General features: G+C 45.6%; 19 protein-coding genes. 7 read left to right on the top strand and 12 right to left on the bottom strand.

Going from position 1 to position 25,426, the window contains the following annotated elements; translation table 11 throughout:
• Nucleotides 1-50 precede the first annotated feature (50 nt).
• Nucleotides 51-1,760 carry a T9SS type A sorting domain-containing protein gene (locus DTQ70_RS09930; RefSeq protein WP_122930668.1) on the bottom strand — a complete coding sequence of 570 codons (1,710 nt, stop codon included), beginning with the start codon at nucleotides 1,758-1,760 and terminating at the stop codon, nucleotides 51-53.
• 89 nt (nucleotides 1,761-1,849) lie between these two features.
• Between DTQ70_RS09930 and DTQ70_RS09935 the strand changes: the two genes are divergently transcribed.
• Together DTQ70_RS09935 and DTQ70_RS09940 are read left to right on the top strand one after the other, a co-directional pair.
• Nucleotides 1,850-2,305 (top strand): hypothetical protein, encoded by a 456-nt coding sequence (locus DTQ70_RS09935; protein WP_122930669.1) that lies wholly within the window; start codon nucleotides 1,850-1,852, stop codon nucleotides 2,303-2,305.
• A complete protein-coding gene (locus tag DTQ70_RS09940) occupies nucleotides 2,305-3,174 on the top strand; it encodes an alpha/beta fold hydrolase (protein ID WP_122930670.1) in 870 nt (289 codons plus the stop codon). Before DTQ70_RS09935 ends, DTQ70_RS09940 begins: the two co-directional genes overlap by 1 nt.
• A gap of 41 nt (nucleotides 3,175-3,215) precedes the next feature.
• Here DTQ70_RS09940 and DTQ70_RS09945 read toward each other — a convergent pair whose 3' ends face one another.
• From DTQ70_RS09945 to DTQ70_RS09960, 4 genes are read right to left on the bottom strand one after another with little or no spacing between them, the layout of a single operon-like run.
• Nucleotides 3,216-4,268 (bottom strand): VOC family protein, encoded by a 1,053-nt coding sequence (locus tag DTQ70_RS09945; protein WP_122930671.1) that lies wholly within the window; start codon nucleotides 4,266-4,268, stop codon nucleotides 3,216-3,218.
• A 58-nt stretch (nucleotides 4,269-4,326) separates the two neighbouring features.
• A complete protein-coding gene (locus DTQ70_RS09950) occupies nucleotides 4,327-6,612 on the bottom strand; it encodes a GH92 family glycosyl hydrolase (RefSeq protein WP_122930672.1) in 2,286 nt (761 codons plus the stop codon).
• 33 nt (nucleotides 6,613-6,645) lie between these two features.
• Nucleotides 6,646-7,236, bottom strand: coding sequence for an ACP phosphodiesterase (locus tag DTQ70_RS09955; RefSeq protein WP_122930673.1), 591 nt, complete (start codon nucleotides 7,234-7,236; stop codon nucleotides 6,646-6,648).
• Between the two features lies 1 nt (nucleotide 7,237).
• Nucleotides 7,238-7,717, bottom strand: a complete 480-nt coding sequence (locus DTQ70_RS09960; protein ID WP_122930674.1) for a dCMP deaminase family protein — start codon at nucleotides 7,715-7,717, stop codon at nucleotides 7,238-7,240.
• Between the two features lie 64 nt (nucleotides 7,718-7,781).
• On the opposite strand from DTQ70_RS09960, the gene DTQ70_RS09965 reads away from it, so the two are divergent.
• Nucleotides 7,782-8,882, top strand: a complete 1,101-nt coding sequence (locus DTQ70_RS09965) for a hypothetical protein (protein ID WP_164489959.1) — start codon at nucleotides 7,782-7,784, stop codon at nucleotides 8,880-8,882.
• A gap of 3 nt (nucleotides 8,883-8,885) precedes the next feature.
• On the opposite strand, the gene DTQ70_RS09970 is transcribed toward DTQ70_RS09965, so the two are convergent.
• From DTQ70_RS09970 to DTQ70_RS09985, 4 genes are all read right to left on the bottom strand, one after another.
• Nucleotides 8,886-9,659, bottom strand: coding sequence for a carboxylesterase (locus DTQ70_RS09970; protein ID WP_122930676.1), 774 nt, complete (start codon nucleotides 9,657-9,659; stop codon nucleotides 8,886-8,888).
• A 78-nt stretch (nucleotides 9,660-9,737) separates the two neighbouring features.
• A complete protein-coding gene (locus tag DTQ70_RS09975) occupies nucleotides 9,738-10,325 on the bottom strand; it encodes a Crp/Fnr family transcriptional regulator (RefSeq protein WP_122934337.1) in 588 nt (195 codons plus the stop codon).
• 119 nt (nucleotides 10,326-10,444) lie between these two features.
• Complete coding sequence (locus DTQ70_RS09980; protein ID WP_122930677.1) at nucleotides 10,445-11,974, bottom strand: SusD/RagB family nutrient-binding outer membrane lipoprotein; 1,530 nt, start codon at nucleotides 11,972-11,974, stop codon at nucleotides 10,445-10,447.
• Between the two features lie 33 nt (nucleotides 11,975-12,007).
• Nucleotides 12,008-15,148: a SusC/RagA family TonB-linked outer membrane protein gene (locus DTQ70_RS09985; protein WP_122930678.1), complete on the bottom strand. Its 3,141-nt coding sequence runs from the start codon at nucleotides 15,146-15,148 to the stop codon at nucleotides 12,008-12,010.
• Between the two features lie 566 nt (nucleotides 15,149-15,714).
• On the opposite strand from DTQ70_RS09985, the gene DTQ70_RS09990 reads away from it, so the two are divergent.
• Nucleotides 15,715-18,096 (top strand): penicillin acylase family protein, encoded by a 2,382-nt coding sequence (locus DTQ70_RS09990; protein ID WP_122930679.1) that lies wholly within the window; start codon nucleotides 15,715-15,717, stop codon nucleotides 18,094-18,096.
• A gap of 45 nt (nucleotides 18,097-18,141) precedes the next feature.
• On the top strand, nucleotides 18,142-19,245 hold the full coding sequence (gene wecB, locus DTQ70_RS09995; protein ID WP_122930680.1) for a non-hydrolyzing UDP-N-acetylglucosamine 2-epimerase: 1,104 nt from the start codon (nucleotides 18,142-18,144) through the stop codon (nucleotides 19,243-19,245).
• 303 nt (nucleotides 19,246-19,548) lie between these two features.
• Here wecB and DTQ70_RS10000 read toward each other — a convergent pair whose 3' ends face one another.
• Entirely contained in the window at nucleotides 19,549-21,576 is a 2,028-nt protein-coding gene (locus DTQ70_RS10000) for a hypothetical protein (RefSeq protein ID WP_122930681.1), read from the bottom strand.
• 75 nt (nucleotides 21,577-21,651) lie between these two features.
• On the opposite strand from DTQ70_RS10000, the gene DTQ70_RS10005 reads away from it, so the two are divergent.
• Both DTQ70_RS10005 and DTQ70_RS10010 read left to right on the top strand, forming a co-directional pair.
• A complete protein-coding gene (locus tag DTQ70_RS10005) occupies nucleotides 21,652-22,245 on the top strand; it encodes a Crp/Fnr family transcriptional regulator (protein WP_122934338.1) in 594 nt (197 codons plus the stop codon).
• 70 nt (nucleotides 22,246-22,315) lie between these two features.
• Nucleotides 22,316-22,867: a DinB family protein gene (locus tag DTQ70_RS10010; RefSeq protein WP_122934339.1), complete on the top strand. Its 552-nt coding sequence runs from the start codon at nucleotides 22,316-22,318 to the stop codon at nucleotides 22,865-22,867.
• A gap of 42 nt (nucleotides 22,868-22,909) precedes the next feature.
• On the opposite strand, the gene DTQ70_RS10015 is transcribed toward DTQ70_RS10010, so the two are convergent.
• Both DTQ70_RS10015 and DTQ70_RS10020 read right to left on the bottom strand, forming a co-directional pair.
• Nucleotides 22,910-23,092 carry an MbcA/ParS/Xre antitoxin family protein gene (locus tag DTQ70_RS10015; RefSeq protein WP_122930682.1) on the bottom strand — a complete coding sequence of 61 codons (183 nt, stop codon included), beginning with the start codon at nucleotides 23,090-23,092 and terminating at the stop codon, nucleotides 22,910-22,912.
• A gap of 174 nt (nucleotides 23,093-23,266) precedes the next feature.
• Nucleotides 23,267-25,390 carry a Tex family protein gene (locus tag DTQ70_RS10020; RefSeq protein ID WP_122930683.1) on the bottom strand — a complete coding sequence of 708 codons (2,124 nt, stop codon included), beginning with the start codon at nucleotides 25,388-25,390 and terminating at the stop codon, nucleotides 23,267-23,269.
• Nucleotides 25,391-25,426 lie beyond the last annotated feature (36 nt).

The following is a 25,426-nucleotide window of genomic DNA, read 5'->3' on the forward strand; positions in this document are numbered from 1 at the left end:
TAACCGAATAGTAAAATGACAAAAACGTAAAGTAAACAGGCCAAAATATGTCACTTAATTAGAACACGTTCGGATAATCGTCGCCCATTCACTTCTACGTGAAGTACGTAAGTACCCGTTGGAAGGTTTGAAGCATTGATTTCACGTTCGTTAATACCTTCTTTGAGAACTGCCTCTTCTTTTGAATGTACTTTTCCGACGAGGTCGGTCAGAAAAATGGAGGCCGCCGTGCTCGACACACTTTCAATCCTAAATTGAATTTTTTCGTGGGCGGGATTAGGCGTTACTTTTATGTCTTTTAATCCATGCGCTTCCTCCACCGACGTAATTGTATTCAAATCAAAAGAACACAAAAACACTTCGCGGCCTTTGAGGGTGATTGTTTTTTGCCAATTTTGAAAGCTTACATTGATTGTTGTTTCTTGGGTATCCGACGAAACATAGGGATTTTGGGCGGCAATCAGAATGTTAGAGCCTTTAACCACGCCACGCCAAATGGCTGATTTTGCTTTCGATGATTCTAAGGCAGGTGTGGGAATGACCAACTGATTGGCTCCCTCAAAAAACTCCTTAAACTGCGATAAACGGTACAAACCACCAATAAAATACTCATAACTCGCGTAGTTGTCTTGGCGGCTAGTATCAACGGGTGCCTCCCAAAGCCAGAGCCCTTTTGCCCCCGAAAAGAAAGGAAAAATGGCCGTTGCCTCTGCCACAAACGAAGGAACAAAAGGCACCGTTGGGTTAAACGCATCGTGGTAGCGCATCCAGATGTAGGGAATTACGGGTTTGTCAGACCACACTCGATTGGCCTCAATAACAAACAGCAAATACGCCAAATAATCTTTCCCTAATGGCGAGGTATTGTAGTCGTAATAATAATAACAAGAAGGTGTGAGCAGGTTGAGTTGGTTATAAAAAGGGCCTCCAGGTTGCCCCGACGTCGAGTCTTTCATCACGTGCAGTAGCAAATTGGAGTTGGTTGTCCAATCTTTCCAGGTTGTCAAGTCCATGGCCAGCCAATTGGTAAAACTTCCCCGAATCAAAGCATCGCTGTAGCTACCAATTTTCGTAGTTTCCACTGATTTTTTGCGCAGAAAATCAACGGGTGCTGCATATTGTCGCTGCATATCGCGCTTGTATCGTTCCACAAACTGCGCATCGCTCAAAGAACGGTATGCCTCAGGAATCCTTGGTTGGGTTTTGAGGGCTGCTATTTCGCGGTCAGTATCAAAAATCCGTTCGATGTCAAGTCCAACAATGCTGTAAGCCAATGGCTTTCCACCTTGTGAATCCTGAAACGCATCGGCGTGCCCCCGAAGCTGATTTTCCCAAATCGAATTGTACAAGTTTTGATCATTTCCCCAAGGACTCCTTACGGCCCTGTCGGCCCAAGGTTGGTTACTTGCTTCGGTGGCTACGTGGTACCAAGTCACTGCTCGCTGCTCAAAGGGCAAGGTTGCACTTTCATTTCCCGAAAAAGTAGCTAAATGACTAAACCCTCGGCTGAGTGGGAGCGATTTTGTGTCGCCAAAGCGCGGGCCTTCATAGATAATTGTAAACGGCAGCGAAAAGGCAGGAAATTTTTCCCATTCGATAACGTTAGTTGCTTTGACGGGTGTCCATTGAAAAGTAGGTGTACATTCCTGGGCCTTTGCAAAAAGATGGGAAACTAACAACAGTACGAAGGAAGCCACCCATCCATGTTTAGTAACGGAGGATTTATGCGTCAATTTGGTTACTTTATGGTAAAAAGTCATATCTTTTCCTCAACCTAACTCCCGTTTAAAACGGAATATCCTGTAAAAAAGTTAATTTTGCATACAAATGTAACCCGTAAACAAAAGCTATGAAAAAGTGGTCGGTTATTTGTTTTGTTTTCTTGTCGGTTTTTCTTGCTAATTGTAAGCAGGTAGAGACGCCTGACAACCCACCAACGCCCGATGCGGCCGTGAGCGTATTGACAACCAATCCTTGGAAAGTTACCAAAATCACCGACTTGAACGGTAACGTTATTGACAAAAACTTGTTGCCGACCGAAGTCAAAAGCTTTTTTGAAGTCTATATCTATTTTAAAGAAGATAAAACAGTTCGTGCCCTCGATCCCGTCGCCCTTACTGTACAACAGGGTGGTGCTTGGGATTTGTTAGATAACTCTAAGACCTTGTACATTGACTTAGGAAAAACGTTTAGGGGAAATTATCCGATCAACAAATTAGAACGAGCCCGAATGAGCTTACGTCATACCGCTGTTTATAGTGGCCTCAATTTTGACGTGTTTTTGGAACTTGTCCCTGCCATTTAATGCCATCTCACCCGATTCGGTTTGAAACAGAGCCTCATTTTTTTCTGTCGGCAGAAGGTTGGGGAAATCCAGCTCATCCACCCTTAATTTTACTTCATGGTGGCGGTCAAACGCGTCATTCGTGGGGAGATACCGCCCAAAAATTAGCAGACCAAGGTTGGTACGCCATCACCTACGACGCCCGTGGACACGGAGAAAGCGATTGGTCAGCCACGGGCAACTACTTGGTGGACGGTCTGGTCGCTGATTTAAAAGCAATTATTCGTCAACTTGGTACCAAACCCGCCCTCGTTGGGGCTTCTATGGGTGGGCTCACCGCCATGGTGTTAGACGGCGAATCGGACGAATCCCTCGCCTCGGCCATTGTTTTGGTGGACATTGCGCCTAAGGCCGAACAAAAAGGGATTGAGCGCATTTTTGCCTTTATGAGCTCACACCTCGAAAGTGGCTTTGGCAGCTTGGAAGAAGCCGCCGCTGCCGTATCGGCCTATTTGCCACAGCGCTCAAAAAATTATGACCCCAGTCGGTTAGAAAAAAACCTCCGTTTTCGAGAAGGTCGGTATTATTGGCATTGGGATCCGCAAATGCTCAAAGTGTGGAAAAATGCTACGCCCGACCAACAAATTGCGTACGAAGAACGTCTTTATCAGGCTGCCCAGCGGTTAAAAGCACCCACGCTTATCGTTCGTGGTGGCATGAGCGACGTGGTGAGCGAGCGCGTAATGGCGGAGTTTTTGGATGCAGTACCGCACGTTCGGAGCACTACCGTTTCGGGCGCTGGTCACATGGTAGCAGGTGATTCTAACCATGCTTTTACCAATGCCGTTATCGCTTTTTTAGAGGAAGTATATCCTAGTCATACTTCTTAAAACCAAACGCCACCGCTCTGTGCAATGGCGTTTGACAAATATTAATCTTTGACTTTTCCCCAACCCAGGGTCGCTACCATCCAGTCGGGTAAATGTGTTTGTTTCTTTCTTTTTTTCAAGTTGAGATAAATCCCCAATTTCTTCACGATAGGCACTTTGTGCGTTTCGACAAACTCAATAAGTGTTCCGTCGGGGTCTTCTACGTACGAGAATCGTCCTGCGGCTTCGCCCATGTCAAACGAATCGGCGCTATCGACCGTAAACGGAAAACCATTGGCTTGGCACTGATTCTTGAGGGCATCCATGTCAAGGGCATCAAAGCAAAGGTGAATAAAGCCTGCATCGCCCCAATCGCGGTCTTCAAAAATTTTGCGGGGTGTTCTGTCCAACGCTTGTACCAATTCAATTTCAATTCCTCCAAGCAATTTTCCAAAAGCCCCTACTTTTCCTAAAGATTTACGCAACAACACCCGACGAAAAAGTTGTTTGTCAGCACCCAAAAAGGCAAAATCTTCAAAAGTTCCCGTTTTATCGTAAACAATCTGGTCGATTTGTAAAGTGCCTGCGTAAAAAGCAATGGCTTTGTCGATGTCACTTACGCCGATTACTGCGCCACACACCCCTCCTGTAAGGTGACCATTGGGACGAAACCACGAGTCGTTGGGCACAATTTGAAGAATGTTATTGCGGAAATCTCGCAGCCAAAATTGTTTGCGGTTTTCGGGAGAAGCACCTAAAGCCGATTTTTTCTCCTTGCTGCTGAGTTGTGTATAAAACGTAGGAACGTCAAGGCATTTAATTTTGATGGAAAAAATCCCTAAATCACCCAACACAGGCTCAAAGGTGGGTTCGACTGGGATGCGATTTTTGTACTGCCAAATTTCGACACCACCGCCGCCCGCCATGTTTAAGGCCATGATGGCATGACGACGACGAACTTCCCCTGAGGTATAACACGTCATCAATTTCGCATCTGCTTCATCATTAAAAATGGGAACGTTCAAACCAAGTGTTTTTCGATACCACGTAAAGGCGTCATTGGCGTTTGGAACACCAATACCCACTTGTTGAATTCCGCTAATAAGTGCATTCATAAAAGTAGAGAAAGAGGGGGTTGGGTTATTTGATGATGGCTAATATAAGAAGTTTTTTTTAATATGAAGACAATTTATCGACCTCTTTCCCCCATTTGGGATTCGGCGTTTCGCTCATTTCTAATTCTAATACGCCACCATTTTGGATTTGCTCGTGGGTCAAAAAGGCTGTATTCAAAGGTTTTCCATTCAATACAGCCGACCGAATATATCTATTTTTAGCGTTTTGCTTTTTGGCAATAAGTTGAAAAGATTTCCCATTGGCCAACCGCAACGTTGCTTCTTCCACACTCGGGCTTCCTAAAACATAATAAGGTTTTCCTGGACAAACTGGATAAAATCCAACCATGCTAAAGACCAACCAAGCCGACATTTGCCCGCCGTCTTCGTTACCGCTCAAGCCGCCCGCATCCGTCGAGTACTCCTCTTCTACCAACTGACGCACCCATTTTTGAGTTTTCCAAGGTTCCCCACCGTAGGCATACAAATACACCGTGTGGTTGCCAGGTTCGTTGCCGTGCCAATATTTCCCTTGTTCAAACATGGTATCCAACTTTGCGATAAAACGCTCACGTCCACCCACTTGTGTAATTAAACCTTGGACATCGTGCGGAACAAACCAAGTGTATTGCGCAGGAGAGCCTTCCGTAATAAATGGTACCCTCGTGGCATAAGGGTCAAAATTTTTGCTCCATTGTCCGTTTGCATAACGTCCTCTTGCCCAGCCCGTTGCGGGATCAATAACGTTTTTATAATTCAATGCTCGGCGGCGAAGTTCCTCATAATCTGCCGTTTTGCCCAACGCCTTTGCCAACGTGCTCAGACAAAAATCGTCGTAGGCATACTCCAGCGTGCGCGAGGTTTGTTCGCGCTTGTGAAACGCCTGCCACACCGAGTCTTCGAGCGGAATGTAGTTGTATTTCAAATAACTCACCAACGCCCTGCGCCCCTTGCCTGCTTCGTAGCTTTTGGGGTCGGCATTGGGCGTAAAGGCATTTTGATGTAAATAGTGATACCCTTTTTGAACATCAAAACCTCGAATACCTTTGGCATAGGCATCGGCCATGGCCGACGCCACGTGGTCGCCAATCATGGCAGCCGTAAAATGATTCCAACACGGAAATATCGGCATCCATCCGCCTTGTTCGGCTTTGGTCACCAGCGACTGCATAAAATGCGACGAACGCTGGGGTTCTAACAACGTATGGAGCGGCATTCCAGCCCGAAATGTGTCCCAAAGACTGAAGTCACAATAGTAGTCAAAGCCGTTGGTTGTATGGATTTCGCTGTCATCGGCAAAACCTGGATAGCGCCCGTCCACGTCCGAAAAAAGCCGAGGTGTATGCTTGGTATGATACAAGGCCGTGTAAAATAACGTTTTGGACTGCTCGCTGCCTTTGATGGCAATACGACCCAGTTCTTTGTTCCATGCCTCGGCAGCTTGTGCCTTGACTTTATTCAAGTCCCAATGAGAAAGCTCATTTGTAAGATTGGTACGCGCCCCAGCGGCATCCGTAAAGGAAGAACCCACCCGAACATTGACAACGGGATTGGTCGTTATATCTATTTCTACATAAGCCCCAACCGACACCCGATTTCCTGCCCCTTTCACTTTTTGGCTTCGGGGCTGAATTTCGTTTCCTTCCCACGTTCCGTAATTTTTAAACGGTTTTTCAAACTGAATGACGTAATATCCGCTAAAGCCTGCCGATTGTCCGCTACCTTGATAAATACGATGCACAGGATTATAGACAACCAGTTCGTTTTGGTCGGGTACAATTTCGACGTAGCCTTCGCCTTCATCGCTGTTGGGTTCAATCAGTAGGTAAGCAGGTGCTTTGTCTTGAAACGTAAATTTCAGCAAGCCCGAGCGCTTCGTTGCCGATAATTCTGCTTTGATGTGCGCGTCGGTTAGTTCAACCGAATAGTAAGACGGCGACACCACTTCTTGAGCGTGCGAATACGAGGCGGCACGATCGGCAGCGGCAATGCGAAGTTTGCCCGAAATCGGCATCAACGTCAGGCTACCATAATCTTGCACGCAGCTTCCATTGAGCCAGTGAGTCGCACGAAAACCGTTGATTTTGGGGTCGTTATAATAATAAGGCGCAATACACTTGGTCTCGGTGGCACGGGTTTGTGGCGTCCAGGTTGTCATGCCGTGCGGGTGGCCAATGGCAGGTGCAATTTGCCCGCGCAACTCGCTTGCCCCTTCACTGTGTCGGCGGGCACTTTCAGTAGTTGAAGGCGCTGAGCCAATCAAAGGATTGACATAATCCACGGGTGTTTTTTGCGCAAAACACACAAAGGGCAAAAGCCCTATCAGTATTAAAAGACGTTTCATTCCAAATAGCAAATGGTTCAACTATACCAGTATTTAAATAAGAAAATCTTCACAACTACTCACTAAATCGGGAAAAAACGAGCGAAAATAGCTTTCGTACTGCGATTCTTTCTCCACTAACTCCGCTCCTGCGTGTTCGATGCCTTTTAAAAAAGCAAACCGACGCGACATACCCTGAAATGAACGATTCATACCTTCAATAAACTGGTAATGGTACAACCAATCGTATTTAATCATCGAGTCCACCAGCATCAAGGCGTCGGCGGGCAAAATAGAACGATTGGACTCTAAAGTTTGATATACTTCTGCGACAAAGTCAGACAGAGGTTGAGCGTGATAATCGTTAAAATGTTTGGCCAAAAAATAATCAAAGTACATGTCCATCACAACGCCCCGATATTTACCAAAACTGGAAGGCAGAGCTTGGCGGCAAGCCAACCCCACGGGATGCGCATCCGTGAAGGAATCTATGTGTCGGTGAAGAAGAATGCCCTGTCGGATGGGTGTTGTGTAATGTGCATTCCGAGGGTGGTCGAGGCGACCTCGCACAAAATCGCCCAGTAAATTGCCCACAATCAGCGGTTTTTGACCAAACGACAAATAAAAATGTGCGAGGTAGTTCATTTTATTGTGCGATAACCGCCGAGTGGTGGCGTTCTACTTGTACCCCAAATTTGCGCAAAAACTCCACGCCTTCATCGATACCAATGCCTTTGTAAGCCGCATACGAGTCCAAAAAAATGACCCTTTTTATTTTCATGGTATAAATCACCCGCGCGCACGCAATGCAGGGCGAAAGCGTTACGTAAAGCGTTGTTCCTTCGAGGTTTGCGCCGTTTTTGACGGCATACAAAATCGCATTTTGTTCGGCATGTAACGCCAACGAGCAACTTCCCTTAGAATCGCGTGGGCAGCCCGTCTCAGGAAACTCTTCGTCACAGTTGTGCGTTCCTGACGGTGGGCCGTTGTATCCAATTGAAATAATCCGTGTATCTTTGGTAAGGACAGCCCCCACTTGCGCTTTAATACAATGCGAGCGCCGTGCTAAATTTTGAGCCAATTCCATAAAAATATCGTCGAATGCGGGACGTTCCTGTGAAGCCATAAAGTTTGAATAGAATACCGTGATTGAACCAGCGAGAATCTGCAAAGTAACAAAAAGAAGAGGTATGAAGCATGTTTTAAAGGCAATTATGCACTGCCTTTTCTTGGGATGGTGGTTTCCAAACGTGATTTTGGCGCAGGTTCAAACCTTGACTCTTCAACCTGAACGCTTGAGTATCAGGCCCAATGGCTATTATATTGCGCAAGTAGTGGACGAGCGCGCCGTCACCTCCAACGTTGGTAAAATTTGGAGTCGGCCCCAACCCATTACGGCCGTGCTGCAAGGAGGGACAGCTAAGGCCATTGAGAATTTTTTGAACCGTACTTTCAATCCTACCAAAACCGACACCTTGGTTCCCATCATCGTCGTTATCAAAGAATTACGCATCAGCGAAACCCTCACGCCCGCCAACCGCGTCAACGGTGAAATCAAATTAGGACTCAGCTTTGAAACGTACCGAGAAGGCAAGCGAACAGCCCTGACGGGCGCCAGTGCCGCAAGCACCTACACGCGCACAGGCGTAACACCCGAGGATGTCATCGAATCCATGTTACGAAAACTCATTGAAAACCAACTCAAAGGTTTTAACAGCTGGTTTTCAAAAGGTATAAAAACTTCCGACGTATTTGTACGGGAAGTTAAACTGGTTTTTGAAGATGATTTGCCCATTTCCGACGGTGACACGCTGTACTATCATTCCGAACGCCCCTTGGTATGGAAAGACTTTATGGGCGCACCCAGCGTATTAAGCCGCTGGGCCGCCCAAATATTCACCAGTTTTGGCTTTGAAGCACGGTCTTCGGTCAACAATCGGGTGCTGGAACTCAGGGTTAAGACCAAAGTTTGGATGGACAAAACGATTTCGTGGGTACGTCAAGATTCCAAAAATGACTATGTCCTTGACCACGAACAATTGCACTTCGACATCACCCGCTTGATTTCGGAACGCTTTCGACGGCACCTAAAAACAATGGCTATTTCGCCCGAAGATTTCAGCAGCGAAATCCAGTACCAATACATCGAATTTTACCGCAAACACACCGAACTTCAACAGCAATACGACGAAGAAACGGCCCACGGCATCAACAAACCCCAACAAGCCGAATGGGTCAAAAAAGTGCGGGACGAGCTACGAAGTTATGGCATCAAACCAGCCCATCCCTGAGCATTACGCCACTTTTTTTATCCAATTAAGCACATACGCAGCCACTTCTTCCCAGCCTTTTTCTCCCGCTATGAAGTGACTCCGCCCCTCAAACTCCTTGAAGTCAACGAGGCTGTTTTTGTCTTTGTACGATCCTGCGATTCGTTTTGTAAACGAGGAAGCAAAAATCGCATCCTTCTCTCCTCCAATAAACAACAAAGGTTGGTGTGGTTTTTTGAAGTCAATCGCCGCAAATGAGCTTAACAGCGTATCACGGGCAATTTTTCTACTTTCAGGAACTGCAATTTGATCGTACAAACGGTCGCTTTCGTCTTTGGTGTAATTGTTAAAAAAGGCTTTGTGATACCATTCTTTTGTGCCAAGGTAAGGCTGGTTTCCTTTGAAGAAATTTACGACAGGAAACACAATTTTAACCGTTGCCCAAGGTGCCAAAACGTTTTTTGGAGGCGCTCCATCGATGCTAACACCCGCCACGGCTTTGTCTAGTTCAATTAATTTTTGGACAACAAGCCCCGCTAGAGAATGCCCAACGACGATGGGTTTTTCTGGTAACGTATCAATAAGCTTTACGATGTTCATCACCACATCCTCAAAACCCGTCTTGGTAAGGTCGGGGTGAACCGTCGTGCGCAGTTCAGAAGGCACGCCTTCGTGGCCTGGGTTGGCAGGGGTATAAACCTTGTAGCCTTGCGCTTCAAAATAAGTTTTCCATTGAGCCCAGCTTGTATTGTTTACAAAAAGTCCGTGAATAAGTACGATTGTTTTGGTCGATTTCATTTTCGTAAGTGTTTGATTTTGATGACACAAAGGTCTCACTCAGGGTTGACAATAATTTTAACCTGAGTTAAAATCGAATCACTTACGCGATAATCTTTTTCGGATACGGCTCAAAGACGGCCCCTGAATTCCTAAGTAGGAAGAAATATGATAGAGCGGCACATTATTAAAAATATCTGGATGCTCTTTTATCAATTCGAGGTAGCGTTGTTCGGGCGATTTAAACAAAAAACCTTCTAATCGTCCCATGCTGACATTAAACGCTTCTTGGGCCAACAGCCTCCCAAACTTTTCCCATGCGTGAGACTGCTTATACAAACTTAAAAGATCAAGAATATTGATAAAAATAACCGTTGCATCCGTCAGTGCTTGGGTATGGTAGTCGCAGGGGGCTTGGTTGATAAAACTTTTGAAGGACACCACAAAGCCGTTGGCCGAATACAAAAAAACGTTTTTCTCCTCCCCCGTTGCCTCATCCACCGTAAACGACCGAAATACCCCAGTCGTAACAAAACCTAAATCTTTGCAGATGGTACGGTGGCGGTTGTAGTATTCGCCTTTTTTATAGCTTTTTTGTTTCCAATACCCCGCCGAAAGCCCAAAATCATCGGCGGTGAGCCCTGCAAAATGTTGGAGCGCCATTTGTAATTTTTCAATATCTGTCATTTCATTGAGTGGTTTAGGAACGATGGCTTTTTGATTAAAAATAGGTGTTGAGGGCCATAAAAACAACAACCCGCACGAGAATCGCGCGGGTTGTTGGCACTATTGGAAACCTTACTTTTTTACTGAAGAATCCACATGGGTTTGTTGTAGTCGTCGTTTCCAGCGTACTGCGACTGAATCGCGCTGTTTACGTTTGCTGTGTTGTAATCCAATTCTTTTTGAGGATAAATCCAACGAACTGGAAACTTATCAGCAGGTACGTTCAAGTTTGACTTTGGGTTCAATGGGAACACAGGGAAACCTGTACGACGGTTTTCATAAAAGGCATCAAACGGCGCGTGGAGCATAAATGTGCTCAAATAACGCTGCGTAATGATTTGCTCCAACTGCACTGCTTCACTAGCCGTCGTTTTCAACTTCACTTTGTCCGAAGCAACGTAAGCATCAATGTAAGCATCCGTCATTTTACGTTTGTGGTGGAACATCTCGTTGTCAGGTGTAAAACCAGCCGTAAACTTCATACTCGCCTTGATCCCATCCGTATAGTGCGTGCTTGCCGAGCTAGTAATCCAGCCACGAAGCGCGCCTTCTGCCAACATAAATTTAGCCATGGCGTAGCTGAGCACATACACAGGCTCTGCGTTGGCAAGTTCGAGGTAGCGGCTATTTACGTTTGAGTAATCCTTGCCTCCAAAAATGGTTGTCAAATCTCCGTAAACCATCGAAGGATCATAACCCAAGTAAGAATCCCAGCTATCAATCGCTGCTCCTTTGGCGATTTTCACTGGCGAAGGATCGGCGTAGTAGAACAAACGATAGTCTTCCAAATCTTTGAGTCTATCCACAACCACGTTTGTCATCATGGTGTATAGGCGCGTCGTGTTGCCGAGTTTGTAGAACGGATAACGTTGACCAGCCAAGTCAGAATAGGTCACTTGGAAATTGTCAGCGTTGCTTTCAAAGATTGGCTTTGTCGTAACGATGGTGTTAAACCGCTCTTTTACTTTCAAATCAGCATCACCAGTTTTACGATACAAGTGCAACAATACTTGAAGTTCAAAGGTATTCACCAATTTTCTCCACTTTGTGATGTCTCCACCGTAGATAGGGTCACCGTCGAATTTGATACCGCTGGCAAACAATTTGTCGGCTTCTTCTAGTTCGTTCAATACCCCCGCCATTACTTCTTTTTGGGTCGAATATTTAGGGTTCAATGTCCCTTTTTCACCCAACAAAGCATCGGCATAAGGAATATCTCCCAACTGCATCGACAACCAGAAAAACTTACTTGCTCTTACAAATTTTCCGAGTGCGGTATAAGAGTTTTTGTACGCGCCAGCGGGAGAAAGTTCAATCATCTTTTCGACGTTGTTCAGCACTGCCAAGCCGTCAAAGTTCGCTCTTCCGAGGTAATTGTATTGCGCATTTTCGGGGAATTCCATCCGGATGATGGACTTCCCGTTCATCATCGACGAGATGCTTCCGAGTGAGTTTCTCGACACATCAAGGATAAGCGTGGTTGCCAGCATGGGCGCAGACGCTTTGGTCGCCGCGTTGGGGTTGGTATTGATCTGATCAAAGTTTGAGCAACTGCTCATTGAAAGACCCGCCACCGCGATTAAAAAGTATTTTTTCAATGTAAATTTCATACCTAATTCTTTTTAATGTGATGCAATTGATTCTTAGAACGTCAACGTGATGTTACCTCCCATGTAACGAACTGAAGGCGACGTCAACTGCGTATCGTCTGCTTTGTCGGGGTCAGCAAAACGGAAAGCTTTTGTCCACATCCATACGTTTTGGCCTGTCAAAGAAATAGAACCAGAACGTGCTCCGAGCAACTTGGCGATGTTTGAAGGAAGGTTATAACCCAACGACACCTCTCTGAGTTTGAAGAACGTAGCATCGGTGATACCGCGAGTACCGTCGCCGTACGAGCGAGCGTAATCTTGGTACGATACTTTGGCTTCGTTTGGAGCAAATACGCGCGTGTCATTGGTAATATTACCAAAGCTATCAAACGTTACGGCACCCGACTTCACAATCACTCCTTGTCCTACGAACGATTTGTTTTTGTTAACCACTTCGTCGTATCTCCATTGGTTGTCTGAATCTGGATGCGCACCCGTATCCCACATTTTGTACGAAGTATAGTTGTTCAACACTCCACCTACGCGGCCGTCGAAGTTAACCATCAAATTAAATTGCTTGTACTTGATGGTATTGGCAAAGCCCCACAAGAATTTAGGATCTGTGTAACCACGCAAGTAGCTATAATCGCTCAACAATGGCAAACCATTGGCACGGTGAATCATGCTTCCAGAAGCTGGGTCGGTCATCCACACACGGTCTGTGTAAACATCCATCCGTCCACCTGCCACAGTCCAAGCGTTTTTAGCTGAATTTGGCGCAATTTCTTTGAAATAACGGTGATTGTACGAGTAGTTGGCGGTGGCATCCCATTGCCAGTCTTTGTTTTTAAGGATGGTTGCATCAAGACTCACTTCCAAACCTCTTCTTACAATTGTCTCATCCCAGTTGATAAGGGTACTGTTAAATCCTGAAGCGGTAGAAACGTTAGCCAATGTTTGACGATTATAAGTGTATTTGTTGAAGTACGCTACGTCCAGTTTCAAACGTTTTTTCAAGAAATACGCCGCCGTTCCCACTTCCCACGTACGGTTAGTTTCTGGAAGGATGTTTTCAGCGTTACGGATGGTCGTCGGGTAAGCTGCTGAGTTAAATGTATTCCACGCACCAATCGTCGTTCCGTACGTTTGGTTGGTAGCATAAATACCCAAATCAGACTTAGAAAGCGTCCAAGAACCACGCAATTTCCAGAAATCTAACCACGAAGGCATTGTACCCAACACTTCACTGATCACGAAGCTACCACCCACTGAAGGATAGAAATACGAACGTGAGTTTTTAGGCATGGTTGAGCTCCAGTCGTTACGACCTGTTGCATCCACGAAAAGCATGTTTTTGTACGAAAGGGTTAATTTACCGTACGCACTATTTACTTGTTTAGCACTTGCACCTACACTTACGTTTGGACGCTCAACTGAGTTATTCAACGAATAATACCCTGGAATCAAAATACCACTGCGGGTTGCGCTATACAAGTTGTTGTTTTGCAACGAGTAAACTGCCGCACCTGCCAAAGCATCAATACCTAAATCACCAAAGTTTTTGTTGTACATGATCAAGGCATCGCCGTTGAAACTATAACCAGTTTGCTTGTTAATCGAATACAAACCTGGGGTATCCCATCCACGGTTTGAGAGGATGTTTGGTGGATTGCGTTTTGTTTCATCGTTGTTATACAAGTCAAAACCAGGACGAATCACCAAGTTGGCTCCTTCAAACAATTTATACGTAGCAGTAAGGTTCGCATTCAAACGGTTTTCGTAAACACCCCATACTTTTTCGTGCGCCATAAAATACGGGTTGTCGTACCAAGCCTTGTAATGCCAGTTTTGCTGAACATCAGGAATCAACCAATAGTTGTCCTTGTAATCGGCCAAACGGTACTCAGGTCCCATCCAAATCAAGATGTTGTACATGTAGCCTTGGTCGCTATATCCTGCTCCCATGATTTGGGGAGCATTACGCTTGTTGTAGCCCATTTGGCTCGTCAACTTGAAACGATCGCCCACTTTCATCTCACCACTTAGGGTAAAGTTGTAGTTGTTTGAAGTCAAGTTTGGATACTGGCCTTTGTTGAAAACGTGCGTCAACGAGGCACGGAAACTACCATTTTCGCCCGTTTGTGCCACGCTTACGCTGTTGTTGGTAATCAACCCTGGTACCAAGAAATCATTAAAGTTGTCTTTTCCACTTGATACCAACTCACGCATTTCCATCTGCTTGGTAAATGGATTCCATTGGTTTGCCATTTTACCCGCGTCCAATTTTTGTCCCCACACGTAGTCAGTTGGGTCATATACCCCACCAATCCCTGCGCTGTAAGAACTTTGAACTTCTGGAAGCATCAAGAAACCTGCATTGAACATGTTGTTGGAGTTGACCGTAACGGTAAGTCCTTTGCCTGACGCCCCTTTTTTGGTCGTGACAATGATGGCACCGCTACCCCCGCGAGAACCGTACAAAGCCGAAGCCGTTGGTCCTTTCAAGACGTCGATGCTTTCGATGTCATCTTGCGCGATGTTGTTGAGAGAGATGTTATTATAAGGTACACCATCAATTACGAGTAGTGGGGTTTCACCACGCAAGCTGATGGCTGGCATTTGGTTAAACTCCGTACTGTTGCGTACCCACAAACCCGACACGCGGCCCGTCAATGACGTACCAACGCTTACTCCCTTTACCGTTTGGAGCGAAGGACCTGATACTTTTTGGACGGCATAACCTAGCGATTTTTCTTCGCGTTTTACCCCCAAAGCCGTTACCACTACCTCGTTCAAGATTTTGGTATCGGTGGTCATTTTGATAGAGAGTGAAGTTTGGGTACCTACCACAATTTCTTGAGAAGCGTATCCAATAAAAGAGATAGAAAGGACGGCTTTGTCGCTTTTCACCGAAAGTTTGAACTTACCAGCGGCGTCCGTAAGCGTACCATTGGTTGTCCCTTTTTCAACGACGTTCACGCCAGGAAGCGCCTCGCCATTTTCATCGGTAATTGTTCCAGTAATGTCTTGTACTGCTTTCAGAGTCCCTACTTTGTGTGAGGGTGGGGTGGCAGCATACGCCCCCATCATAGTTGAACTGGTTAATACAGAAAGCGAAAGCATAGAACCCGCTACAAATAACAATGGATTCCTGTCTTTCAACAGAATGTGTGATAGTAATGTTTTTCTCATTTGCTTTTTATTGAGAGTTGGGAAATAAAAAAACAAAAAAATACAATTTCCACGCGTACAACGAGTGGCAAAGAAGGGCAGAAACAGTGTTTGATCAGTTAGTTAATTAAGTTAGTTTGTGAATGATTTATTTAAAATGATGAGGTTGCCAATATACTATTTCTTTTACATTCGTGAGCAAAAGTGGCGCAAAAATAGTTTAGGCATTCTACACACAAAAGCCAACGTTGTTATCAAAACATTAACTCTATTCTACAAAAAGCCCTGTTTTTTAAAAAAAATAAAAGCCACAGTATAGGTAAATTAAACTATAACCCTTTCTTTTTCATCCTCAGTTTTCTATTTTTTATTAAAACAAAAAACTATATTTAGGTATATTTTCATTAAATTAAGGCTTAATTGAAGTTATTCAAGAAAATACTTTGTTAGGTGTACGTTTCTTAAATTTTTGCCAGCAATCCCCAAAGTACATACAGCTTAACAGTAAAAAAAGACTACTTGTAGTATGTTATTTTATTGTTAAATTTCATTTTCAATCTTAACCTCTCTCAACCTAATCTAACCTCGTGAAACGCATCATTCTGCTTTCGTTTAGCCTTTTTTTGGGGCTAGTTGGCTCCCTTTCTGCCCAAGAACTGTCCGTCAAAGGGTTTAAACAACCCGTCGAGGTCATTCGTGACCGTTGGGGAATTTCGCACATTTATGCCCAAAATGAACACGATTTATTCATGGCACAAGGCTACGTAGCCGCATCTGACCGCCTTTTTCAGCTTGAGATTTGGCGACGACAAGCGACGGGTACGGTGGCCGAACTGCTGGGAGAAAAAGAACTTAAACGAGACATTGGCACGCGTTTGTTTAAGTTTCGGGGAAATATAACGACCGAGCTAAACCACTACCACCCCCGTAGTGCACAGATTATCAAGGCATTTGTGGAAGGAATTAACGCCTATGTGGGCGAAATGCGACAGCATCCCGAAAAACTTCCGTTTGAATTTAAAGTATTGAACACGCTCCCCGATTTTTGGACGCCCGAAGTTGTAATCAGTCGGCACCAAGGCTTACTGAGTAACGTCAAAGATGAACTCAACAACGCCCGAATTGTGCACTTGGCAGGCGCCGAAAAGCTCCGAGAATTGCAGTGGTTTCATCCCGTCCGAAACGCGCAGGAGCCCGATTTGAGTCTTGATAAAGTCATCAAAGGGGAAGAACTGTTTCAACCCATTTTAGAAATGTATGAGGCTTTTCGGTCGCCGTTGAAATTTACGAAAGAAGACAAACGCACGGGACAAGCCTTCGATTTTGACGCTTGGTACGAAGAAGAAAAGCTCCAAGTGGGTTCTAACAACTGGATCATCGACGGAAAACACGCTCAAAGTGGCTACCCCATGCTCGCCAACGACCCGCATCGCGCGCAATCGGTGCCAGGGCTTCGGTACTGGATTCACCTCAACGCCCCAGGCTGGAACGTGATTGGCGCGGGTGAACCTTCGCTTCCAGGGGTTTCCATTGGTCACAACGACCACGCCGCTTGGGGGCTCACCATTTTTGAAACCGACAACGAGGATTTGTACGTCTATGAAACCAATCCGCAAAACCCCAATCAATACAAATACCAAGGGAAGTGGGAATCTTTGAAGATAATTCAAGATACTATTAAAGTAGCCAATCAAGCTCCCGTGGTAGTTGCGCTAAAATACACCCGCCACGGCCCCGTGACGTTTGAAGATACCAAAAACCAGAAATTATATGCCGTAAGAGCGGGTTGGCGCGAAGAAGGTTGTGCTCCCTATTTGGCGAGTTTGCGCATGAACCAAGCCAAAACGTGGGATGAGTTTCGGACGGCCTGTTCTTTCAGTCGGATTCCTGGCGAAAACATGATCTATGCTGACCAAAAAGGCAACATTGGCTGGCAAGCCGTTGGGATTTCTCCCATTCGCAAAAATTGGACTGGTTTAGTTCCCGTCGCTGGGGATGGTCGCTACGAATGGGCAGGTTATTTACCAATTGTGCAACTTCCTCATAAAATTAACCCTTCGGAAGGCTACGTCGTTACGGCCAACAACAACTTAACGCCCGTTGATTTTCCGTACCGCAATGCCGTTGGTTGGACGTGGGCAAACCCCGTCCGTGCGCACCGCATTGAAGAAGTGCTCAATGCAGGCAAACGGATGAACCTTCAGGATTTTGCCACCTTACAAACCGATTATCTTTCCGTTTCTGCCCGTACGCTCGTGCCGCTTCTCCTGAAAAACCCGACCTACGGTTCGAAAGAAGCCGAACAAGCCAAACAACGGCTGACGCAATGGGATTACCAACTTACCTCCACCTCCATCGCCGCCGCTATTTATGCCGAATGGGAAACGCAACTCAAACTAGCCATGCACACGTTGATGGTACCCGAAAACATTCGCACGTATTACAAAACCTTGCCCATGAAACGAATCGTGGATTGGCTGGTGACGCCAACGTCGGCATTTGGTCAAAACCCCGTGGCAGGCAGGGATGAGTTTTTAAGTAAATCGTTCCAAAAAGCGATTGAAGCGCTTCAAAAACGACTCGGAAACGATCAAAATCAGTGGCAATATGGCCAACCCAAAAACAAACACATTGCCCTCAAACACGCCCTGAGTGATTTGGTTAGTGAAGAACAACGGGCAAAAATCAACCTTGGCCCACTTCCGCGCGGTGGCTATGGCGAAACGGTTGGCAATACGGGAGGCCAGTTAAATCAGGAACATGGTGCTTCTTTCAGGATATTGGTGGACACCGAAAATTGGGATAAAACCTTGGGAATGAACAACCCAGGCCAATCGGGGAATCCCGACGACCCGCATTACCGCGACTTGTTTGAACTTTGGGCCAAAGACGGTTTTTTCCCCGTTTATTTTTCTAAAGATAAAATCAAAACCATTGCTGACCGAACGTGGACGTTTAAGGCTCAGTAGAAATACGTACTTTTACCCCAAAGTCAGACCGAATCTTACTGTAGAATGAAAATAGTGAATATCGTGGGGGCACGCCCCAATTTTATGAAGGTGGCACCATTGCACCGAGCCTTTCAAAAACGAAGTAAAATTGAGTCTAAAATTGTCCATACTGGTCAGCACTACGACGCCAAAATGTCGGACGTTTTTTTTAATCAACTCGAACTTCCTCAACCTCATTATTTTTTGGGCATTGGCGGCGGAACCCATGCGCAGCAAACCGCCAAAATTATGTTGGAGTTTGAAAAAGTAATGGAAGCAGAGCAACCCGATTTAGTGCTCGTGGTTGGGGACGTTACTTCTACCATTGCTTGTGCGCTGGTTGCCAGTAAAATGCACGTGCCGATTGCACACGTAGAAGCGGGTTTGCGCAGTGGCGACCGTCGAATGCCCGAAGAAATCAATCGGATTTTAACGGATAGCATTTCAGATTTACTATTTGTGACCGAACAAGCGGGAATCGACAACCTAAAACGCGAAGGTGTTCCCGACGAAAAAGTTTATATGGTGGGAAATTGCATGATTGATTCGTTGGTGCATTACCGCCAAAAAGCCCAACAACTTACAGTTTTGGCTGATTTTGGGGTTACGAAAGGCGAATACGTACTAATGACCATGCACCGCCCCGCCAACGTCGATACGGCCGAAGGACTTTCGAGTATTTTGCAAATTGTAGCCGATACCGTTAAATACAAAAAAGTCATTTTCCCGATTCACCCAAGAACCCGTTCTAACATCGAGAAGTTTGGGCTGAGTAACCAGCTTGCCAGCATCGAAGGCATGCTGCTTACCGAGCCGCAAGGGTATTTGGAATTTCTTCATTTGATGGAAAACTCGGCATTGGTCGTGACCGATTCGGGCGGAATTCAGGAAGAAACGACGTATTTACAAGTGCCATGCCTGACGTTTCGGGACAGTACCGAACGCCCCGTTACGGTGGAGCTAGGCACCAATCAGTTGCTCGCCGACTTAACCCCCCAAACGGTTCACGAAAAAGTGGTTGAAATTTTAGAAGGGCGAACTAAAAAAGGACTCATTCCTCCTCTTTGGGACGGTAACGCCGCCGAACGGATAGCGGATATTCTGAATTCGTTAGCCGTTATTCGTTAACTGTTATTCGTTGTCTGTTAACTGTAAAACACTGCTTTACAAGAACACCTAGTAAACATATAATAGAGCTGCATTGGCACTCCAATATGTTTACTAACGCGAACTTTTCAAGATAAGTACTTGGTTTTGTGCCTCATAGAGGCTTAACATTTGTAGAACAATGAGGGTTCATCCAATCTTGTGTGCCGTAGGTACACCACTTGTAAGCGATGTTGTGTACCTACGGCACACTAAAATAAGAAAATAGGTCCTTATAACTACAAAGAGGTAGTGTCTAAAGGCACATTTCTTGAAAAGTTCGCGTTATTTTACTTTCTGATACACTTGGCCGCTGCTCGCAGTGATGGTTGAAGCTTCCGTTGGAGGCTCGGTGGCAAAGGCCAATTCATATCCTTTAAGCGGCAAATCATCCAAGGTTACAGTTTGTTCTGCTCCTAAATTCGCGACAAAAACGTAAGAATTATCTTCCGCCAATGTCCACGCAATTAGCTTGTTTGTGGCCGTCGCGTCGGGGGGCAACAACCATTTTACAGTTTTTGCATCAATCTGCGGCCAGATTGTTTCCGCAAAAAGCCGCAACTCCAACATTTTGGTAAACTGCTCGATATTTTCTCCCCACTCAAACGACCCGTGGGTTACTTTGTCGGTCTCGGCATCGTCGTGGATTTGAAAAACGTAGAGCTTGGTATATTCTTCGTTTTTGCCCCGTTGCTGGTGCAGATTTCTCACTTCAAAACCTAAACTATAATAACTCGGCATATCTGTGAGAAACAGCCCTATAAAGTACCGAACCATATTGCCTGTTCGATAAAACTCATCAAAACGAGGGTCATCTTTGTCGGCCGTAATGATGGTAAAACTAGGCGCAAATGCCCGCGAACGAAGTAATTGGTCATACAGGCTAAAACGCTCCATAAACGTAGCTTCCCCTACCACCGATGACTGCAAATCGCCCAAAGTAGCATCGGCACGAATCGCCTCCAAGTGGTCAAATTCATCTCCATAGCCCATTGTATCAGGCGGCGCGATAAACGTTTCGGCATAAAAAGCAAAATGCTGGGCACCGTGTTTTTGCACATATTCTTTTACCGCCCGCAACGGGTCATAAAAATGATCAGGCTGGGCAGGAACGCCCTCCGCCCGCATTTGGACGTGGGCCATATCGCCCCGCATAAAATCAAAATTATACTCCTGCTGACATTCGTAGTATTTGCGCGTAAAATACTGCCACGCCGCCATGTGTGGATTCTGAAAATCAAGTTCCCATTGCTGGTTGTCGTTTTTAGAATGATAAAAACGGTAGCGTGTCAACGGCCCAAATACCCGCGACATGTCTTGTGGATGGTCAAACTCGTATTGGTACCAAGGCGTACCGCGTTCGTCGAGCACAAACTCCTCAGGGTTAATGTGTAACCCACGGTAAGGCGGTGCCATCGTCATGGGTAAAGTTTCAAACCCACGACCGACCAAGTCTTGCATCAAGGCGAGGCGTCGGTGTAAGCGTTGCTGCTGGTCAAAACCAAAAAGTATTTCTTGTCTTTTTTTATCGTGTAAGAAAGGGATGGTTGGGTCAAAAAGTACTTCTTTTCCAAAATTCAACCAAGAGCCATCGGCGGTTCCGTGGTGATGCAAATGTTGCCAAATGACCTCTTCTACTTGTTCCCACACGTTTTCTGAATGGTTGACAAGCCGACCGCCATCTCGCTGCACCCACTCAAACAGGCGAGGATGCGTCAACACGATTTCTGAAAAACGGTCGGTGTGTGGTATCACATCTAACCCAACCGTTTTGCCCATGGCGTGTAGCAAATTTACCACTACTTTGAGTTGTTTCTCGACCGTATCTAACCACGGAACGGCGCGTTGAAGTTGCCAGCTAAAAAACTCCGTGTTGATATTCCAGCTCACTTTTCCGTACAGACTTCCCACCACTCCAGGCTCCCAAATTGGAAGTAGGTGAATAGAATCGTGGAAAGACGGTAAGGTAAGCGCATACCCCACCACGTTCCAGAAGCTTCCAATCGTTCGGACGTTTACGCCCACCATGTTGGAAGTCTTTAACCATTGGCTACTTGGCTCATTCGCCCGTGGTGAAGCTATGGTTTCTGTGGGTTGTAGCGCGCGGCCGAGTAGCTCAGTCCCTAAGCGTTTCTGCAAAATATCTAGCAGTTGAAACGCATCAAATTTGGTAGGCAGGTCAGGTAACAAGCCTGACACAAACGAGGATTTTTTTCGTTCGTAGCTTGTTAATGAACGGTGATAAGTAGTACGCCAATCTTGCACGTACGCATCACGCGTCAGCGAAGTAGTAGAAGTCAAACTGTTCATCATAGGTCTTTGTAGGTCAGCAAGGTACTATTTTTTAAGAAAAGGTCATATCTTGTGTTGGAAAAATTAAACAAATGTATGCTTAACTTATTCTCCCAACTAGCCACTCTTAAAACCGTTATTGATGAGGTTCAGCCACTTTCAACCGAAAGTTGGGAAGACTTCAGTACCCTTTGGAAACCATTTTCAGCTAAACGTAAAGAAGTCTTAACTGTGGCAGGTGAGCGAGAACGTTATTTGTATTTTGTACTGGAAGGCGTCCAACGGGTCTATTATTTTGACGACCAAAGCCGCGAGGCGACCTTGGTTTTTACCTATGCGCCTTCATTTGGTGGTGTTTTGGACGCCCTGATGCTCGCCTCGCCTTCTAGGTATTATTACGAAACCCTCACTCCTTCCGTTTTTTTACGGGCTTCCATCACCGATTTGCAACCTCTCATTGACACACGACCTGACGTCGCGGCGTTGATTCGGCTGGGGGTTTCGGATGCCTTGTCGGGCGTGCTTGAACGGCTCGTCGAGCTTCAATCGTTTAGTGCGGAAGACCGTTTTAAGCAACTATTACGGCGCAGTCCGCACATTTTACAACTGGTTCCTCACAAGTATTTGGCCAATTATTTGGGGATGGACGCCACTAATTTCAGTAAGTTTATCAATCGAATTCGGTTGTAAAAAATCTTGGTAAATGCCAACTCTTGAAAGTAAAACTAGGCTGATTTTTGCAAAAAAAACGAACAAAACAATGTCAAAAATCGCACAAGCCCAACTTATACAGCAGCTCGAAAATCGCATTGAGCAACATTTAAAAGATACTATTTATTCCCTCCAAAACCTCCCAGAAGATGTCTTGCTTCGTGCTGCGTCAAATGGCGGCTGGAGCATTGCGCAATGCCTCGAACACCTCAATACGTACGGTGATTATTATTTGCCACAAATAAAATCGGGACTAGAAAAAGCCCCAAAATCGTCACCTGACACACATTTCGAAAGTTCGTGGTTGGGGGCTTATTCTATCAAAATGATGGAACCTACGACGGGTAAGAAAAAATTTAAAGCCTTTAAAGGGCATATTCCAGCAGAACAATTGGACGGGCACGCTGTAGTCGCGCGGTTTATTCAACATCAAGAAGAATTGTTGTCGTACGTAAAACAAGCGAAGTCGGTCAACCTCAACCACATTCGGATTCCGATTTCCATCACTCGGCTGATTCGACTCAAACTAGGCGATGTTTTTCAGTTTATTATCGCTCACGACGAACGGCATTTGCAGCAGGCGTTTCGCAATCTGCATTAGAGCGGTATAACTGTCCATGCAAATCACTTAGCTTATACTAATTTACGCCAAAATGCCATAGCTAATAAAACTCAACCCTCTAATTATCAAATCTTTACCATTTACATCATTCAACAATTCAAATGGTTTAAATCCACCTAAAGCATTGTTTGGAGTATGTAACCATAGCTCCAACTTTTCTATATTTCCAAATACTTCAAGGCCAATTTTTGTAATTTCTTCCATCTGTATTACCCTTTAAGTGCTGAAGCACAAGTTAATTGTTAAGTAATAAAGCAAAAGTTCTATTATAATTCAAATTAGCCTCGGAAGAGGCATAACCTTTGTAGATAAATCAAAAAAATCCCTACAAAGGTTATGCTTCCGCACATGCGGCCCTGTCCGAAGCAATTATCAATCTTACAACTTCATCGTCAACGCAATTCGCTTGCGTGACAAATCAACTTCTGTCACTTTTACCGTCACGTGCTGTTGGAGTTTTACTACTTCGTTCGGGTCTTTGATGAAACGGTTGGCCATTTGTGAAACGTGCACTAAGCCGTCTTGCTTTACCCCAATGTCAACGAATGCACCAAATGCGGTGATGTTGGTCACGATACCCGGCAGTACCATACCCTCGTGCAAATCTTCAGGTTTACGAACACGGCTGTCAAACTCAAAGGCCACGATGGTTTCCCGAGGGTCACGCGAGGGCTTTTCGAGTTCTTTCACAATGTCTTGCAAAGTCAACAAGCCAGTGGAAGCACTTACGTATTTTTGAGGGTTAATTTGGCGACGCAACTCAGGTTTTCGCATCAATTCGGCCACGTTGGTTCCCAAATCTTTCGCCATTTTTTCTACCACAGGGTAGCTTTCGGGGTGAACGGCACTGTTATCGAGCGGGTTTTCCGCATTTTCAATCCGTAGAAAACCTGCGGCTTGCTCAAATGCCTTGCCTCCCAAGCGGGGAACTTTCAGCAACTGTTGGCGCGACTTAAAATCCCCATTTTGGGCACGGTAAGCCACAATATTTTTGGCCAAAGCAGGCCCTAATCCCGACACGTACTGAAGCAGGTGTTTGCTGGCGGTATTGAGGTTGACCCCCACGGAGTTTACGCAACTTTCAACCACAGCATCCAACGCGCCTTTCAGCATATTTTGTTCGACATCGTGCTGGTATTGCCCTACCCCAATCGATTTGGGGTCAATTTTTACCAATTCTGCCAACGGATCCATCAAGCGACGTCCAATCGACACCGCACCACGAACCGTCACGTCTTTGTCGGGAAACTCATCGCGGGCTACTTCCGAGGCCGAATAAATCGACGCACCTTGCTCCGAAACCATGTAAATAGCCACGCCACTGATGCCGCTATTGGGGCCAAGTGGGCCATTTTTTATAAAATCTTCCGTTTCGCGTCCTGCCGTTCCGTTTCCGATGGCAACTGCTTGAATCTGGTGTTTTTTGACCAAATTCTGAATCGTTGCTTCGGATTCCAAACGTTTATCAAACGGATAAATGACCGTATCGGCCAACAAATTTCCCTGAGAATCAAGGCAAACCACTTTACAACCTGTGCGGTAACCTGGGTCAATGGCCAATACGCGTTTTTGTCCTAAAGGCGACGCCAAGAGCAACTGACGCAGGTTTTCGGTAAAAATCTGAATGGCGTATTTATCTGCTTTTTCTTTCGACAAATTAGAAAATTCCGTTTCGATACTTGGTTTCAACAAACGCTTGTACGCATCCGACACCGTTTGTTCTTGTTGGTCTTTGCAAGCTGGTAAGCCTTTGACAAATAAGCGGTCGAGGTATTCAATGGCTTGTTCTTCCTCGGGAGAAATGTCAATGTTTAAGAAACCTTCCTCCTCGCCCCGTCGAATGGCCAACAAACGGTGCGAAGGAATTTTGTTGAGCGGTTCGCTGAAATCGAAGTAATCGCGGTATTTGGCGCCCTCTTCCTGTTTTCCTTTTTTGACTTTAGACGTAATGATGGCGGTACGTTCAAAGGCAAAACGCATTTTGTTACGGGCTTCGGTCGTTTCCGAAATCCACTCCGCCATAATGTCGCGCGCGCCTTGAAGTGCATCTGCTACCGACGCCACTTGGTCGTTCAAATACTTTTCTGCCAATCGCTCAGGATTACCTTCTTTACCCGAAAAAATCACCTGTGCAAGCGGCTCCAAGCCTTTCTCAATAGCCATCGTCGCCCGCGTTTTACGCTTGGGTTTGTAAGGCAAATAAATATCCTCCAACGATTGTAAGTGATACGTATTTTCGAGCAACTTACGGAGTTCGGGCGTCAATTTACCCTGTTCTTCAATACTTTTCAGGATGGCCTCACGGCGTTTTTCTACTTCCTGAAACTTTTGGTACTGTTCTTTAATGGCAAGGATTTGAACCTCATCGAGTTGCCCCGTCATTTCTTTCCGATAACGAGCAATGAAAGGCACCGTAGCTCCTTCGTCGAGGAGTTGAATGGTATTTTGGGTTTGGCGTTCGCTAGTGCCCACAATGGGCGCAATGAATTGAGATGCGGTCATTTACGTTATTTATACTTTTAAAAATCTATATTGCTC

This window comes from Runella sp. SP2, from assembly GCF_003711225.1.
Lineage (GTDB): Bacteria > Bacteroidota > Bacteroidia > Cytophagales > Spirosomataceae > Runella.

Bases quoted from the DNA above. Each gene is read 5' to 3' on its own strand.
- DTQ70_RS09930 (WP_122930668.1), bottom strand. From the start codon at position 1,760: ATGACTTTTTACCATAAAGTAACCAAATTGACGCATAAATCCTCCGTT.
- DTQ70_RS09935 (WP_122930669.1), top strand. From the start codon at position 1,850: ATGAAAAAGTGGTCGGTTATTTGTTTTGTTTTCTTGTCGGTTTTTCTT.
- DTQ70_RS09940 (WP_122930670.1), top strand. From the start codon at position 2,305: ATGCCATCTCACCCGATTCGGTTTGAAACAGAGCCTCATTTTTTTCTG.
- DTQ70_RS09945 (WP_122930671.1), bottom strand. From the start codon at position 4,268: ATGAATGCACTTATTAGCGGAATTCAACAAGTGGGTATTGGTGTTCCA.
- DTQ70_RS09950 (WP_122930672.1), bottom strand. From the start codon at position 6,612: ATGAAACGTCTTTTAATACTGATAGGGCTTTTGCCCTTTGTGTGTTTT.
- DTQ70_RS09955 (WP_122930673.1), bottom strand. From the start codon at position 7,236: ATGAACTACCTCGCACATTTTTATTTGTCGTTTGGTCAAAAACCGCTG.
- DTQ70_RS09960 (WP_122930674.1), bottom strand. From the start codon at position 7,717: ATGGCTTCACAGGAACGTCCCGCATTCGACGATATTTTTATGGAATTG.
- DTQ70_RS09965 (WP_164489959.1), top strand. From the start codon at position 7,782: ATGAAGCATGTTTTAAAGGCAATTATGCACTGCCTTTTCTTGGGATGG.
- DTQ70_RS09970 (WP_122930676.1), bottom strand. From the start codon at position 9,659: ATGAAATCGACCAAAACAATCGTACTTATTCACGGACTTTTTGTAAAC.
- DTQ70_RS09975 (WP_122934337.1), bottom strand. From the start codon at position 10,325: ATGACAGATATTGAAAAATTACAAATGGCGCTCCAACATTTTGCAGGG.
- DTQ70_RS09980 (WP_122930677.1), bottom strand. From the start codon at position 11,974: ATGAAATTTACATTGAAAAAATACTTTTTAATCGCGGTGGCGGGTCTT.
- DTQ70_RS09985 (WP_122930678.1), bottom strand. From the start codon at position 15,148: ATGAGAAAAACATTACTATCACACATTCTGTTGAAAGACAGGAATCCA.
- wecB (WP_122930680.1), top strand. From the start codon at position 18,142: ATGAAAATAGTGAATATCGTGGGGGCACGCCCCAATTTTATGAAGGTG.
- DTQ70_RS10000 (WP_122930681.1), bottom strand. From the start codon at position 21,576: ATGATGAACAGTTTGACTTCTACTACTTCGCTGACGCGTGATGCGTAC.
- DTQ70_RS10005 (WP_122934338.1), top strand. From the start codon at position 21,652: ATGCTTAACTTATTCTCCCAACTAGCCACTCTTAAAACCGTTATTGAT.
- DTQ70_RS10010 (WP_122934339.1), top strand. From the start codon at position 22,316: ATGTCAAAAATCGCACAAGCCCAACTTATACAGCAGCTCGAAAATCGC.
- DTQ70_RS10015 (WP_122930682.1), bottom strand. From the start codon at position 23,092: ATGGAAGAAATTACAAAAATTGGCCTTGAAGTATTTGGAAATATAGAA.
- DTQ70_RS10020 (WP_122930683.1), bottom strand. From the start codon at position 25,390: ATGACCGCATCTCAATTCATTGCGCCCATTGTGGGCACTAGCGAACGC.